Origin of the sequence: Oceanicella sp. SM1341, assembly GCF_003448965.1 — a bacterium.
Classification (GTDB): domain Bacteria; phylum Pseudomonadota; class Alphaproteobacteria; order Rhodobacterales; family Rhodobacteraceae; genus Paroceanicella.
The window spans coordinates 153925-168371 of record NZ_QRGC01000004.1 but is presented as its reverse complement, the minus strand read 5'-3'; the positions used below and the strand labels follow the sequence as shown (position 1 = coordinate 168371).

Annotated in this window: 14 protein-coding genes; 10 read left to right on the top strand and 4 right to left on the bottom strand. The window is 69.7% G+C overall.

Annotation, left to right across the window (positions count from 1 at the left end; all coding sequences use genetic code 11):
* Window position 1: 1 nt before the first annotated feature.
* Together D3P35_RS06070 and D3P35_RS06065 are read left to right on the top strand one after the other, a co-directional pair.
* On the top strand, window positions 2–2176 hold the full coding sequence (locus tag D3P35_RS06070; protein WP_118133580.1) for a xanthine dehydrogenase family protein molybdopterin-binding subunit: 2175 nt from the start codon (window positions 2–4) through the stop codon (window positions 2174–2176).
* Between the two features lie 30 nt (window positions 2177–2206).
* Window positions 2207–2803, top strand: a complete 597-nt coding sequence (locus tag D3P35_RS06065) for an Isoquinoline 1-oxidoreductase subunit (protein WP_370030376.1) — start codon at window positions 2207–2209, stop codon at window positions 2801–2803.
* A 24-nt stretch (window positions 2804–2827) separates the two neighbouring features.
* Here D3P35_RS06065 and D3P35_RS06060 read toward each other — a convergent pair whose 3' ends face one another.
* The 3 genes from D3P35_RS06060 to D3P35_RS06050 all read right to left on the bottom strand — a co-directional run bounded on the left by D3P35_RS06060 (window position 2828) and on the right by D3P35_RS06050 (window position 6829).
* On the bottom strand, window positions 2828–3442 hold the full coding sequence (locus D3P35_RS06060) for an exopolysaccharide biosynthesis protein (RefSeq protein WP_118133578.1): 615 nt from the start codon (window positions 3440–3442) through the stop codon (window positions 2828–2830).
* A 183-nt stretch (window positions 3443–3625) separates the two neighbouring features.
* Complete coding sequence (locus D3P35_RS06055) at window positions 3626–5614, bottom strand: M10 family metallopeptidase C-terminal domain-containing protein (protein ID WP_118133577.1); 1989 nt, start codon at window positions 5612–5614, stop codon at window positions 3626–3628.
* Between the two features lie 288 nt (window positions 5615–5902).
* The gene (locus D3P35_RS06050) at window positions 5903–6829 is read right to left on the bottom strand and encodes a hydrogen peroxide-inducible genes activator (RefSeq protein WP_118133576.1); all 927 of its coding nucleotides are present in this window, start codon (window positions 6827–6829) and stop codon (window positions 5903–5905) included.
* A gap of 163 nt (window positions 6830–6992) precedes the next feature.
* On the opposite strand from D3P35_RS06050, the gene D3P35_RS06045 reads away from it, so the two are divergent.
* Together D3P35_RS06045 and D3P35_RS06040 are read left to right on the top strand one after the other, a co-directional pair.
* Window positions 6993–7544: a peroxiredoxin gene (locus D3P35_RS06045; protein WP_118133575.1), complete on the top strand. Its 552-nt coding sequence runs from the start codon at window positions 6993–6995 to the stop codon at window positions 7542–7544.
* 111 nt (window positions 7545–7655) lie between these two features.
* The gene (locus D3P35_RS06040) at window positions 7656–8180 is read left to right on the top strand and encodes a carboxymuconolactone decarboxylase family protein (RefSeq protein ID WP_118133574.1); all 525 of its coding nucleotides are present in this window, start codon (window positions 7656–7658) and stop codon (window positions 8178–8180) included.
* A gap of 58 nt (window positions 8181–8238) precedes the next feature.
* On the opposite strand, the gene D3P35_RS06035 is transcribed toward D3P35_RS06040, so the two are convergent.
* On the bottom strand, window positions 8239–8865 hold the full coding sequence (locus tag D3P35_RS06035) for a TetR/AcrR family transcriptional regulator (RefSeq protein ID WP_118133573.1): 627 nt from the start codon (window positions 8863–8865) through the stop codon (window positions 8239–8241).
* A 126-nt stretch (window positions 8866–8991) separates the two neighbouring features.
* Between D3P35_RS06035 and D3P35_RS06030 the strand changes: the two genes are divergently transcribed.
* The 6 genes from D3P35_RS06030 to D3P35_RS06005 all read left to right on the top strand — a co-directional run bounded on the left by D3P35_RS06030 (window position 8992) and on the right by D3P35_RS06005 (window position 14447).
* Window positions 8992–10056, top strand: a complete 1065-nt coding sequence (locus D3P35_RS06030) for an extracellular solute-binding protein (RefSeq protein ID WP_118133572.1) — start codon at window positions 8992–8994, stop codon at window positions 10054–10056.
* Between the two features lie 7 nt (window positions 10057–10063).
* Window positions 10064–10924, top strand: coding sequence for an ABC transporter permease (locus tag D3P35_RS06025; RefSeq protein ID WP_118133571.1), 861 nt, complete (start codon window positions 10064–10066; stop codon window positions 10922–10924).
* Window positions 10924–11709, top strand: coding sequence for an ABC transporter permease (locus tag D3P35_RS06020; protein WP_118133570.1), 786 nt, complete (start codon window positions 10924–10926; stop codon window positions 11707–11709). The genes D3P35_RS06025 and D3P35_RS06020 overlap by 1 nt, the downstream gene beginning before the upstream one ends.
* Window positions 11706–12782: an ABC transporter ATP-binding protein gene (locus tag D3P35_RS26970; RefSeq protein ID WP_118133569.1), complete on the top strand. Its 1077-nt coding sequence runs from the start codon at window positions 11706–11708 to the stop codon at window positions 12780–12782. The genes D3P35_RS06020 and D3P35_RS26970 overlap by 4 nt, the downstream gene beginning before the upstream one ends.
* 5 nt (window positions 12783–12787) lie before the next feature.
* The gene (locus tag D3P35_RS06010) at window positions 12788–13516 is read left to right on the top strand and encodes an MBL fold metallo-hydrolase (RefSeq protein ID WP_118133568.1); all 729 of its coding nucleotides are present in this window, start codon (window positions 12788–12790) and stop codon (window positions 13514–13516) included.
* Between the two features lie 151 nt (window positions 13517–13667).
* A complete protein-coding gene (locus D3P35_RS06005; protein ID WP_118133567.1) occupies window positions 13668–14447 on the top strand; it encodes an IclR family transcriptional regulator in 780 nt (259 codons plus the stop codon).

Here is a 14447-nt window from a genome sequence, read left to right as displayed (position 1 = left end):
CATGACCGTGCACAACCCCTCCCGCCGCCGCTTCCTCGCCCTCGGCTCCGGCCTCGTCATCGGGCTGAGCCTGCCGCTCGCCGCCCGCGCCCAGTCCGGCGCCGCGGCGGTGATCCGCGGCGATGCCGCCGGCAGCTTCGCGCCCAACGCCTTCGTGCGCATCGCCCCCGATGACACGGTGACCGTGCTCATCAAGCATCTCGAGATGGGGCAGGGGCCCTACACCGGCCTCACCACGCTGGTGGCCGAGGAGCTCGACGCCGACTGGGCGCAGATGCGCGCCGAGGCCGCCCCCGCCGATGCCGCGCTCTACGCCAACACGCTCTTCGGCATCCAGGGCACCGGCGGCTCCACCGCCATGGCCAACTCGTACATGCAGATGCGCAAGGCCGGCGCCGCGGCGCGGGCCATGCTCGTCGCCGCCGCCGCGCGCGAATGGGGCGTGCCGGAGGGCGAGATCACCGTGGCGAAGGGCGTGATCGCCCACGAGCCCTCGGGCAACAGCTCCGGCTTCGGCGCCCTCGCCGAGGCCGCGCGCGACAGCGCCATGCCCGAGGACCCGGCGGTGAAGGACCCCTCCGCCTTCACCCTGATCGGCACCAGCGTGCCGCGGCTCGACTCGGCCGGCAAGTCGGACGGCACGGCCCGCTTCAGCCTCGATGTCTACCGTGACGGCATGCTCACCGTCGCCATGCTGCACCCGCCGAAATTCGGCGCCACCCTGCGCTCGGCGGACACCTCGGCCGCGCTCGCCATCGACGGGGTGGAGCGGGTGGAGGAGCTGCCCAGCGGCCTTGCCGTCTATGCCCGCAACACCTTCGCCGCCTTCCGGGGCCGCGCCGCGCTGAGCGCCGAGTGGGACGACAGCGCCGCCGAGACCCGCTCCACCGAGCAGATGGTGCGCGAGTGGACCGAGGCCGCCCGCGCCCCCGCGAAGGTGGCCGAGGCGGTGGGCGACGTGGACGCCGCCTTCGCCGCCGCCGCCACCACGCACGAGGCGGAATACGTGTTCCCCTATCTCGCCCATGCGCCGATGGAGCCGCTCGACGGGGTGCTGGAGCTGAAGGAGGGCGGGGCCGAGCTGTGGATGGGCTCGCAGATGCAGACCATCGACCACCAGACCGTGGCCGGCGTGCTCGGGCTCGACCCCGCAGCGGTCACCATCCACACCATGCTGGCGGGTGGCAGCTTCGGCCGCCGGGCCCAGGCCTCCTCGCAGTTCGCCTCCGAGCTCGCCACCATCGCGAAGGCCGGCGGCGACGGCGCCTACAAGCTGGTCTGGACCCGCGAGAACGACCTGCGCGGCGGCTGGTATCGCCCGCTCACGGTGCACCGGCTGCGCGGCGCGCTGGACGCGAACGGCGACATCACCGGCTGGGAGAACACCGTCGCCAACCAGTCGATCATCGCGGGCACGCCCTTCGAGGCGATGATGGAGGACGGGCTGGACCCCACCTCCTACGAGGGCTCGACGAAGATGCCCTACGCCTGGCCGGCCTCGCGCGTGTCCTGGGCGCGGATGGAGAGCAAGGTGCCGCCGCTGTGGTGGCGCTCGGTGGGCCACACCCACACCGGCTATGCCACGGAGACCTTCCTCGACGAGCTGCTCGAGATCGGCGGCAAGGACCCCGTGGAGGGCCGGCTGGCGCTGATGACGAAGGACAGCGCGGGGCGCGACCGCGGCGTGCTCGAGCGCGCCGCCGACATGGCCGGCTGGTCGGGCACCTCCGGGGGCGAGGGGCTGCGCCGCGGCGTGGCGGTGCACGAGAGCTTCAACACCTATGTCGCCATGGTGGCGGAAGTGTCGGAGCGCGGCGGCTTCCCGAAGGTGGAGCGCGTGTGGTGCGCGGTCGATTGCGGCGTGGCGGTGAACCCGGACGTGATCCGCGCCCAGATGGAGGGCGGCATCGGCTTCGGCCTCGGCACCGCGATGTTCAACGCCATCACCCTGGCCGAGGGCGGCGAGGTGGTGCAGGGCAATTTCGACACCTACCGCATGCTGCGCATCTCCGAGATGCCGCATGTGGAGGTCTCGATCATCGAGAGCGCCGAGCCCCCCACCGGCGTGGGCGAGCCGGGCGTGCCGCCGGTGGCCCCGGCGGTGGGCAATGCCTGGCGGGCGCTGACCGGCGACATGCCGCGCCGGCTGCCCTTCGAGCCCCTGCGCGGCGTCTGAGGAAAGGCGGAAGACATGACCAGCATTCTGATCCGCGGCGGCGCGGCCGCGGCGGGGCTTCTCGCCCTCCTCTGCGCGCCCCTCATGGCCCAGGAAGCACTGAAGGCGCCCGACGCTTTCGCCTCCATCACCGATGACGGCGCCCGGGCGGCGGCGATCTTCGAGGAGATGGGACGCGTGCTCACCCATCCGCGCTGCATGAACTGCCACCCGCGCGACGACACGCCCCGCCAGGGCGACGACATGGCGGTGCACAGCCCGCCAGTGATGCGCACCGAAGACGGTTTCGGCGCCCCCGGCATGCGCTGCAACACCTGCCACGGCGAGGAGAACGTGGCCTTCGTGAACGGGCCCGGCTCCATCCCCGGTAACCCGGCCTGGCACCTCGCGCCGATCAGCATGGGCTGGATCGGGCTCTCGGTGGCCGAGATCTGCGCCGCCATCAAGGATCCCGAGCGCAACGGGGGCATGTCGCTCGACGAGCTGGTGACCCACAACGCCGAGGACGAGCTGGTCGGCTGGGGCTGGGAGCCGGGGGCGGGGCGCACGCCCGTGCCGGGCACGCAGGCGCAGTTCGGCGCCCTCACCCGGGCCTGGGTCGACGCGGGCGCCGCCTGCCCGCAATAGGGCCGGGCGGGGCCTTGCCCCGGTTCAGACCAGGGTGAGGCCCATCCACAGCGTGACGGCGGCGAGCGCGTAGCCCGCGAGGGCGAAGAACCCGTCGCGCGCCATGAGCGCGAGGCCGAAGGCGAGCAGCCCGGCCGCCGGGGCCGTGACGCCGAAGGGAACCACCGCAAGCGGGTACATCGCCACCGCCAGCGCCGCCGCGCAGAGCGCGATCACCACCCGCGCGGGCCGCGAGACGGCGAGCAGCTCCAGCCGCTGGCTCAGCACCGCGTCCACCTTGCGCACCCAGGGGCGCGCGCGCTCCACCCCGGCCTCGAGCTTGTCGCGCTGCACCTCGCGGCGGCCGATGAACCCGGGCACCCGGAGCGCGCCGCGCCCCAGCAGGGAATTCGCGATCGCGAGCAGCACCAGCGTGCCCAGTGCGATGGAGGCGCCGGGAATGCTGCCGATCACCGGTATGAGCGCGACGAGCCCGAACAGCGCCAGAAGCACGCCCAGCGATCGGTCGGCCACGCTGCCCAGCATGTCGTCGACGCGCACCTGGTCCCCCTCGCCCGCATCGGCGAAGGTGTCGAGCACCTCGGTGAGGGAATGGGGCTCGCCGCTGTCGCTTTGCGTGTCGGATGTGCTGTCTGTCATCAGGCCGGGGGTCCTTTCCTCGTTGCGCGGTGTCTCGCCGGCTTAACGGGCGGGCGGCGCGCAGCGTTCCATCCGACGGGAAGAGGAAAGGCGTGGGCCCCCCGTCCGGAACCGGGCCGGGCCGGGGGGCTCATCCGATCAAAGCAGTCAGGCCAGTCGTGGTCCGGAAATGCGGACAGCGGCCTAGAACAGGAAGTCGTCGCTCAGGTCAAGCTGTGCTGACGTGACGTCCTCGATGAACAGCACGTCTCCCGTCGGGGCGACGGTGATCTGCACCCCCTGCGCCGTGTCCGAAATCGAGAGCATGCCGGCGCCGATTCCCATGGCGCTGAAATCGAGCACATCGCCCCCCGCCGGTCCGGTTTCGAACCCGCCGGAGGTGATGGTGTCGACCCCGAAGCCCTCGGTGAACACGAAGACGTCATCGCCGATGCCGCCGTCGAGCAGGTCATTCCCGCCGCCGCCGGTGAGCCGGTCGTTGCCGGCGCTGCCGAAGAGCGTGTCCGAACCGTTGCCGCCGCCGATCACGTCGTCGCCCAGTTCGCCGTCGAGCGTGTCGTTGCCGGCGCCGCCGAACAGCGTGTCGTCGCCGGTGCCGGCCATCACCATGTCGTCGCCGCCGCCGGTGCGGATGACATTCTGCCGGCCGCTGCCGGTCACCATGTCGGCCTGGGCGGTGCCGATGACCGATTCGAAGCTGTCGAGCGTGTCGGTCCAGCCGTCCGGCCCGGTGGCGGTGCCGGCGTGGAGGTCCACCGTGACACCGGAGGACGCGCCGTCATGGCCGGAGGCATCGTAGAGGTCCTTGCCCTGGCCGCCGAACATCATGTCGTTGCCATGGCCGGCGATGAACACGTCGTTGCCGCCCTGGCCGTAGAGCATGTCGGCCCGGCCGCCGCCGACGAGCAGGTCGCCGCGCTTGCCGCCCATGAGCGTGTCCTCGCCCCAGCCGCCGTAGAGACTGTCGAAGGCGGCGCCGCCGTAGAGCATGTCGTCGCCGCCGCCGCCGTGCAGCCGGTCGTCGCGGCCCTGGCCGCGCAGCACGTCGTCGTCATCACCGCCAAAGAGCCGGTCCTCGCCGCGGAAGCCCGAAAGCGTGTCGGCGCCCGCCCCGCCGCGGAGGTCGTTGTCGGCGTTGTTGCCCGAGAGGGTGTCATCGCCGCTCCCGCCGATCGCCGCCTCGATGAGCGAGCGCTGATCGCCGTTGAAGAGCAGGGCGTTGTAGACCTGGCCGGAGGCGAACTGCCCCGCGCCGAGGTCCGCGGCCTGGAAGGTGCCGGCACTGTCGACATCCACGTGCCCGCCGGCGGAGAGGTTGATGTCCATGCCGGTGCTGTAGTTCGAGAAGTCGTAGGTGTCGTAGCCATCGCCGTCCCAGACGGTGCGGAAGATGACGTTGCCCGCGGGCGCGCCCTGGCCGATGCCGTCCACGAACATCTCGCCGGTGGTCTCGGAGAAGCTGTAGGTGGTGTTCCCGGCGTTGTGGCTGAAATCGGCGCCGTAGGCCTGCTGGATGGCGCGGATGTCGAGCATCATCAGCGACTGGGCGTAGCTGTCGGGCGCGTTGGTAAGGCCGAGCGGGGCGCCGACGAAGGAGCGCTCCGACATGATGGTGTATTCCATCGCGTCGCGGCCCGCGGGCACGGCGCCGGCGATGCCGCCCGCGCCGTCGGCGTCCTTGAGGCCGAGGGCGTGGCCGAGCTCGGAGCCGATGGAATGCCAGTCCTCGTCGCCGGGCTGCGGGCTGGTGCCGTTCGGGTCGAAGAACATGTCCCCGGCCTTCGCATCGCCCGCCGGGCCGTAGGTATAGGCTTTGCCGGGGTCGTCCGAGTTTCCGAACTTCAGCGTCGCCTCGCCGTCATCGCTGTTCCCGCTGCCGTCGAGCTCGGCGAAGCCGAGGCCCGAGACGGCGGCATACATCGACAGCCAGCTCTCCGCCGCCGCCGCCTGGGTGGCGCTGAACGGCGAGTAGGTGAGCGTGTGCGCCACCGAGTTCGGGTAGAGCAGCGGGTAGTCGAGGGTGAAACTGTCCGGGAAACTGTAGGTGAGGGAAGGGTCGGTCCATTTCGAGCCGCTGAGCAGCCCGTCGATGGCCTGGTTTCCGGAGCCGACGGTGAAGGTCGAGTCCGGGGTGGCGCCAAAATCGATGACGCCGTCGGGTTCGTGAGCCATAAGATCGCTCCTCACAGGTTACGCACAAGCATTCACACGCGCGGGCCACCTGCAGAACACGTAAACAACACCCGCAGGAAGCCGGCGTGCAGAAATCGTAGGCGCATGACCGGATTCGATACAACCCACGTTGGCATAAAGTACTGCACAAGGGTATTCAGGGTTGAATACAAAAGAAAATCCGGCGCATTGTTGCGGCGCATGCTGTGCGGGTGCGCGGAGTATTTCGCAGATGCAGCGGAAACGAATGCGGGAACTGGAGTGGCATTGTCTCCGCCACGTCGCCACTTAACCCTTTGTTAACTTCGCTTCGCTGCCGGGCAGGCAATGGCGGCGGATGTGCTCGGCGAGGGCGAGGTAGTCCGGCCGCCGGTAGCTGCGCGCCCGCCAGGCCACCACGAGGCCGCGCGCCGCGCTCGGGCTGTCGTAGCGCACGAGGGTGATGCCGGTGCCGGCGATGGCGCCCGCGTCCACCGCGATGCGCGGCAGCAGGGTGATGCCGGTGCCGAAATCGACGAGCTGGACGAGGGTCATGATCGAGGCCGCGCGCACGTCGTGCTCGTCCACCAGCCCGTCGCGGCCGAGGGCGGTGAGCACGTGCTCGCGCAGGCAATGGCCCTGGTCGAGCAGCAGCAGCCGCTCGGAGGCGAGATCGGCGAGCGAGAGCTTCGCCCGCGCCGCCAGCCGGTGCCCCGGGGGCAGGGCGACGAGGAACGGGTCATCCGCCACGCGCGCGTAGTCGAACTCCTCCACCGAGGGCATGTGGGCGATGAAGGCCGCGTCGAGCCGCCCGGCGCGGATCTCGGAGAGCAGCGACTGGGTGAGCCCCTCGCGCACGCTGAGCGGGAGATCCGGGTGCGCGGCCCTGAGCGAGCGCAGCAGCTTGGGCAGCACGAAGGGCGCTACGGAAGGGATCATCCCCAGCCGCAGCCGGGTGGTGAGCGGGCGGGCCGAGGCGGCGGCATATTCGGGCAGCTCGCCCACCTGGGCGATGATGTCGCGCGCCCGCTCCACCACCGTCTCGCCGTAGGGCAGCAGCTGCATGCGCCGCCCCGTGCGGTCGACCAGCGGCGCGCCCAGCTCCTCCTCCAGGCCCCGGATGGCGGCGCTGAGCGTGGATTGCGTGATGCCCGCGCGCGCCGCCGCGGCGCCGAAATTCCCCGTCTCGGCGAGGGTCACGAGGTAGTGCAGGTGGCGCAGGTTCACGTTCAGCATGGCGGACCAATCCCATCGATTAAACCGAAGCTCCACTTTGGTATAATCGGTTTGACCTAAGCATTCGACCCTCTTATTAAATTCCCAAGGTCGGCAGACTCACCGGGGTCCCGCGGGAAAGGCCGGCCTCCCCTGAACCCCTGGATTTGCAAGGAATATCAACATGCTCGGAATTGGCGAAAAGCTCCCCGAATTCACCGTGATGGGTGTGAAGCCCGGCTTCAACAACCACGAGGAAAACGGCGTCTCCGCCTTCGAGGAAATCACCGAGAAGAGCTTCGAGGGCAAGTGGAAGGTCATCTTCTTCTACCCGAAGGACTTCACCTTCGTCTGCCCCACCGAGATCGCCGAGTTCGCGCGCCTGAACGAGGAGTTCGAGGACCGTGACTGCGTGGTCATGGGCGGCTCCACCGACAACGAGTTCTGCAAGCTGGCCTGGCGCCGCTCGCACCCCGACCTCGACAAGCTGCCGATGTGGTCCTTCGCCGACACCACCGGCGCGCTGGTCGACGGCCTGGGCATCCGCTCGCCCGAGGGCGTGGCCTACCGCTACACCTTCATCGTGGACCAGGACAACACCATCCAGCACGTCTACGCGAACAACCTCAACGTCGGCCGCGCCCCGAAGGACACCCTGCGTGTGCTCGACGCGCTGCAGACCGACGAGCTGTGCCCCTGCAACCGCGAAGTCGGCGGCAACACCCTCGCCGCCTGATCGCGCGATCAGCTCTGACATGACACGGAAGGCGGGCTCGCGGGCCCGCCTTTTCGCTGCCGATACCGCATTCCGCGGCCGCCGCGCCGCCAAGCCACAGGACCGACCGACATGACCATCGATGCCCTGAAGGGCGAGATCCCCGCCTTCGCCAAGGACGTTCGCCTCAACCTCTCCTCGATGGGGAACGACGAAACCCTGACCCCGGCGCAGAAATACGGGCTGATGGTGGCCTGCGGCGTCGCCTCGCGCAACGCGACCGTGGCAAAGGCGCTGCTGGCCGAGGCCGAGGGCAAGGTGGATGCCGCCACCATCGACGCCGCGAAGGCCGCCGCCGCCATCATGGGCATGAACAACGTCTACTACCGTTTCGTGCACCTGGCCTCGAACAAGGAATACAAGACCATGCCGGCCAAGCTGCGCATGAACATCCTCGCCAACCCCGGCGCGGACAAGGTCGATTTCGAGCTCTGGTCGCTCGCCGTCTCGGCCATGAACGGCTGCGGCATGTGCATCGACGCCCATGAGGACGTGCTGCGCAAGGCCGGTGTCACCTCCGAGACCATCCAGACCGCGGTGCGCTACGGCGCCATCGTGGCCTCCGCCGCCGTGGCGGTGGAAGCCGGCGCGCTCTGAAGCCAGCCCGCGCTGCCGTGCCCCGGGCCTGCCCCGGGGCCTCGCCGCGTCCCCCCGCTCAGCCGGCCGGGGGCGCGGAGATCATCGCCGCGAGCGGGCGCACCTGCCGCTCCACCGCCGCCGTCAGCGCCGCCATGCTCATCGCCTCGTCCTTGGTGAACTCGATGAACATCATGTTGAGGTTGTTGAACAGCAGCTCCCCCACCGCCTGCGGGTCGAGCTCGGCCCGCACCAGCCCGCGCGCCTGAAGCCCCGCGATCATCGCGCAGACCTGGGTGGAGAGCCTGCGGTCGAGCGCTGTGTAATGCTGGCCGAAGGGCGTCTCCGGCGCGCGGATCGACACCGCCATAGCCGTGCGCCACATCTCCTTGCTCAGGTAGGTGAGCGAGTGCTCGTAGTAGCTCAGGATGAGCGCGAGGATCGCCTCCGGCACCGCGCCCGGCGGCTCGGCCACCAGCGCATTGCCGGCCTCCAGCACCTCCTCCACCTCCATCGAGACGGTCTCGAGCAGGATATCTCCCTTGTTTCCGAAGTAGTTGTAGAACGTGCCGACAGAGACGCCCGCGCGCTCGGCGATGTCCTCTATCCGGGCGTGGTCATAGCCCGCGCTGCGGAACAGCTCCCCCGCCGCCTGCAGGATGCGCCGCCGCCTGTCGGCCTTCTGCTTCTCTCTCAGGCCGGCCATGCATGCTCCGTCGAAAAACTGAATGGGTTTCAAAGTTAGCATTGACTGGAAAAAGTTCGCAAGCCAGTCTGATGCCCGAGGCAGGCCGCGAAGAGCCTGCACCCCGTCCAGCAAGGAGTATCCGCCATGCCCCGCCTCTCCCGCGCGCCCGCCCGCGTTGCCGCCGCTCTCGTCGCCACAGCCCTTGCCGGCCCGGCCCTCGCCGAGGGTGAGCTCAACGCCCTGATCTGGTGCGACCATGCCGACCCCGCGCTGCTCGAGCCCTTCGAGCAGGCGCATGACGTGAAGGTGAACGTGAAGGAATACGAGGGCACCGGCGCCGCCCTCGCCATCCTCGACCAGTCCCGCCCCGGCGACTGGGACGTGATGGTGGTCGACGGCGTGGACGTGCCGCGCCTCGTCGGGCTCGACCTGCTGGCCCCGCTGCCCGACGACGCCCTGCCGATGGCCGATCTCTTCCCCGAGGTGGTGATGGAGGAGAGCAACGCCGTCGACGGCACCTTCTACGCCGCCACCGAGAAATTCGGCTACAACACCATCTCCTACAACAAGGCGAAGGTGGACCCGGAGGACATGAAGGACCTCACCATGATGTGGTCCGAGAAATACGCCGGCCGCATCGCCATCTACGATTATTACGTGCCCATCGAAGGGCTTGTGGCGCTCGGCCTCGGCATCCCCACCGCCGAGCTCTCCTCCGGGGACATCCCGGCCATCCGCGAAAAGCTCTTCGCGATGAAGAAGGTGGCGCGCTCGGTGGGCGAGGTGGTCTCCTCGCAGACCGCCCTTGCCACCGGCGAGGTCGACATCCTCGTGGGCGGCGGTGAGTGGGTCACGGCCGTGCTCGCGCAGGAAAACCCGGACCTGGACTGGGTGGTGCCCGAGCAGGGCGCGCTTCGCTGGGCGCAGTCCATCGCGGTGATGAGGGACGCGGCCAACCCCGAGCTCGCGGTCGAGTTCGTGAAATACATCCTCAGCCCGGAGGGGCAGGCCCGCCTCGCCACCTCTTCCTGCTACTGGGGCATGCCGGCAAACGCGAAGGCGGGCGAGGTGCTCACGCCTGAGCAGAAGCAGATCCTGCGCTGGGACGACCAGCCCGCCTATCTCGCCAACACCCAGCTCTACCCGGTGGCGGACGAGGATCTCGACATCGAGATGCAGGACGCCTGGACCGAGATGCTCCAGCAGTGAGCCGGGCATGAGCGGGCGCATCGAGCAGCGCGAGCGCCGGCGCGCCTGGGGGCTGGTTCTGCCGGCCCTCGGCTGGACCGGGCTGTTCTTCCTCCTGCCCTTCGCGGTGATGGTGGTGACCAGCTTCGCCCGCCGCGAGGGCCGCGAGATCGTGCTGGCCTGGAGCCTGCAGAACTACGTCGATTTCGTGGAGAAGAGCTTCCTGCTGCGCGGCCTCGTCGTGTCGCTGGAGATCACCGCGCTGGTGGTGGTGATCTCGGTGCTGCTCGCCTATCCGCTCGCCTGGATCATCGCCGAGCGGGTGCCCGCCCGCTGGCAGCGCACGGCGCTCATCCTCGCGGTGCTGCCGTTCTGGACCTCCTACGTGGTGCGCTCCTACGCCTGGGTGCTGCTGCTGTCGCGGAATGGCGTGGTGAATGACACGCTGCTCTCGCTCGGCCTCGTCTCCGAGCCGCTGGAGATGGCGAGCACGCGCTTTGCCACCGTCACCGGCTTCGTGCATTTCTTCGTCATGCTGCTCACGCTCACCATCTACGCCAACCTTGTGCAGCTCGCGCCCAACCTGCGCCGTGCGGCGGCCGACCTCGGCGCCAACGGCTGGCAGACCTTCCGCCATGTCATCCTGCCGCTCACCCGGCCGGGCATCATGGTGGGCGCCTTCCTCACCTTCGTGCTCTGCATCGGCGATTACATCACCCCGCAGATCCTCGGCGGCAACAACGAGCTGGTGCTGCCGCAGGTGATCATGCTGCAGCTCGGCCGGCGGGCCGATTTCCCCATGGCGGCAGCGCTTTCGCTGGTGCTGATGGCGGTGGTCACCCTCGTCTACATCGCCGTGGCGCGCTGGATGAAGATGGAGCGCACGTGATGCGCGCCCTCCTGCGGGCGCTGCCCTGGCTCTACCTCGCGCTGCTCTACGCCTTCATCTTCCTGCCCGTGGTGGTGCTGGTGCTGTTCTCCTTCCAGGACGGCCGGCTGCCGGTGCCGCCCTTCCAGGGGCCGACCCTGCGCTGGTACGGCGAGGTGCTCTCCGACAGCCGGCTGATGGCGGCGCTGGGAAATTCCTTCCTCGTGGCGCTCGGCTCCTCCGCGCTCTCGGTACTGCTGGGCTTTCTCGCCGCCTGCGGCCTTGCGCGATACCGCCTGCCGGGCTCGGCGCTGCTGCGCGGGGTGCTCATCGCGCCGATGACGGTGAGCTATCTCATCATCGCGCTCGGCCTGCTCTCCACCCTCAACGCCGCCGGCCTGCCGCTCTCGCTCTGGAGCGTCGGGGCAGGGCATGTGGTGATCAACCTGCCGCTGTGCTTTGCCATCATCTATGCCTCGATGGGCGGCCACCAGGTGAGCATGGAGCGCGCCGCGCGCGACCTTGGCGCGCCGGAGTGGAAGGTGATGTGGCTGGTCACCGCGCCGATGCTGATGCCGGCCCTGCTCGCGGCCTTCTTCCTCTCCGTCACCTTCAGCTGGGACGAGTTCATCATCGCCTTCCTGCTGTCGCGCTTCGATGTCACCCTGCCGGTGGAGATCTGGAGCCTGCTGCGCTCCGGCCTCAGCCCCAGGACCAACGCCATCGGCAGCCTCGTCTTCCTCGTCTCCGTCGCCCTGCTGCTGGTGCTGGAGGCGACCGTGTTCCGAAAGGCAGGCCGCCGATGACCGCCCCCGTCTCCGTCCGCGGCGTGAGCCGCTTCTACGGCGAGGCCGCGGCGCTGGCCGATGTCTCGCTCGAGATCGCCGCCGGCGAGTTCATCGTGCTGCTCGGGCCCTCGGGCTGTGGCAAGACCACGCTGCTCTCCATCCTCGGCGGCTTCGTCTCGCCCTCGGCGGGCCAGGTGTTCATCGGCGGGCGCGACATGGACGGCCTGCCGCCGGCGAAGCGCCCCACCACCACGATGTTCCAGGACTACGCGCTCTTCCCGCACATGAGCCTCATCGACAACGTGGGCTTCGGCCTGCGCATGCGCGGCCAGCCCCGCCGCGCCCGCGATGCCCGCGCGATGGAGTGCCTGGAGATGGTCGGCCTCGCGACTTCGGCAAAGCGCCGCCCGCACGAGCTTTCCGGCGGCCAGCGCCAGCGCGTGGCCCTCGCCCGCGCGCTCGCGGTCGACCCCGACGTGCTGTTGCTCGACGAGCCGCTCGGCGCCCTTGACCTCGGGTTGCGCCGGCAGATGCAGGAGGAGCTGAAGGCGATCCAGAAGCGCGTCGGCACCACCTTCATCCATGTCACACACGACCAGGAGGAGGCGATGGCCATCGCCGACCGGATCGTGGTGATGAATGCTGGAAAAGTCGAGGATTTCGCCACCCCGGCCGAGATCTACCTGCGCCCGCGCAGCCTGTTCTCCGCCGGGTTCATGGGCGAGTGCAACTTCCTCTCCGCAAGGGTGGAGGGGCCGGCGGGGCAGGGGGCGCTGGCGCTCTCCGGCCCCGCGGGGCCCCTCACCCTGCCCGAAGCGGCCTTCATCGGCCCCGCCCCCGCGCCGGGGACGCGGGTGACGCTCTGCATCCGGCCCGAGCACCTCGGCCCCGGGCCCGGCGGCATCCCGCTGGGGCAGGGGCGCATCGAGCGGCTGGCCTTCCTCGGCGCCCACACCCGGGCGGTGGTCTCCGGCGCCACGGGCCCGCTCATCGTCGCCCTGCCGCAGAATTCCACCGCCCGGGAGGGCGACAGCATCGCCCTCCGGGCCGCCCCCGAGGCCCTCGTCGCCCTTCCCGCAGCAGGAGACTGACCCGCATGGACCACGCCCGCCCGGAAGACTGGTACGCCCTCACGAAACTGGCCGACGACATCACCTACATCTGCGAGCCGCACATCACCGAGTATTACCGCTGCAACATCTGGCACGTGCGCGGGCGCGAGCGCGACATGCTGGTGGACAGCGGCATGGGCGTGGTTTCGCTCAGCGAATGGGTGCCGCTGGTGACGGAACGCCCGCTCGACGCGGTGGCGAGCCACACGCATTACGACCATATCGGCTGCCATCACGAGTTCAACTGCCGGCTGGTGCACGCCGCCGAGGCCGACATCCTCGCCGACCCCACCCGCGCCGCCACCCTGGCCGACACCGCGGTGCGCGACGAGATCTTCACCCGCCTGCCACCCGCGCCTTACGCCTCCACCGCCTACGCGGTGAAATCCGCCCCCGCCACCCGCCTGCTGGCGGACGGCGACGTGATCGACCTCGGCGACCGGCATTTCGAGGTGATCCACACCCCCGGCCATTCCCCCGGCGGCATCGCCCTCTGGGAGGCGGTGAGCGGCGTGCTCTTCTCCGGCGACATCCTCTACGACGGCCCGCTCTACGAGGACACCTACCACGCCAACGCCGCCGATTACGTGGCCTCGATGAAGCACCTGCTGGAGATCCCGGTGCGGGTGGTCCACGGCGGGCATTTCGCCAGCTTCGGCCGCGAGCGCCACCGTGCGCTCATCCGCGCCTGGCTCGACGAAAAGGGCGCCTGAGCCTCCATTCCCCCGCCACCCGCCGCAAGGGCCCGCGATCCGGACAGGAGCGCGGGCCTTTTCGCATCTGCGAGATATTTCCGGAGGAAATACTTGACCCGGCAATGATTCAAATGCAGCCTGTTTCCAGTCATGAACGGTGTTCACATACATGAACGATAAGCGCGTCAAATCCGCCGACAGGGTGCTGGACCTGCTGGAGTATCTCTCCGCCGGGGAGCGGGCTGTCGCGCTGCACGAGATCGTGCGCGACCTGGGCTTTCCGAAGAGCAGCGCCCACGGGCTGCTCGGCACGCTGATCGACCGCGGCTACGTGGTGAAGGACAGCGCGGACCGCTACCAGGTGGTCACCGCCTTCCGCGACGGTTTCGGCTGGGTGGGCGGCTTCGAATCGCGCCTCAAGGCGGTGGGCATGCCCATCCTGCTCGATGCGCGCGACGCCACCGGCGAGACCGTGTTCCTCGCCGTGCGCACCGGGCAGGGCGACGCGAAGGTGATCTGCAAGGCGGTGAGCCCGCAGCACATCCGCTACGACGTCGACCACGAGGCGCCCTCGCCGGGCTATGCCACGGTGATGGGCCGGGTGCTGCTGGCCTTCGAGGAACCGGCCCGGGTCGACGCCTATTTCGCCCGCACCGAGCTTGCGCCGCACACCGGCCGCTCGCTCACCACCGAGGCGCAGATCCGCGCGGTGCTCGCCGGCATCCGCGCGCGCGGCTACGGCTCGATCGAGGAAGAATACGCCCCCGGCGGCTGCGGCATCGCCGCCCCGGTGCGTGACGGCTCGGGCCGCGTGGTGGCGGTGCTCGACATCGCCACCGTGAGCCAGCGCTACGCCGCGGCGCGCGAGGGCCTGCTCGCGGCGGTGCTCGAGGGCGCCGCCCGGCTCAGCCGGCGGCTCGGCCACAACCCCGCAAGCGAGGAAGGATAG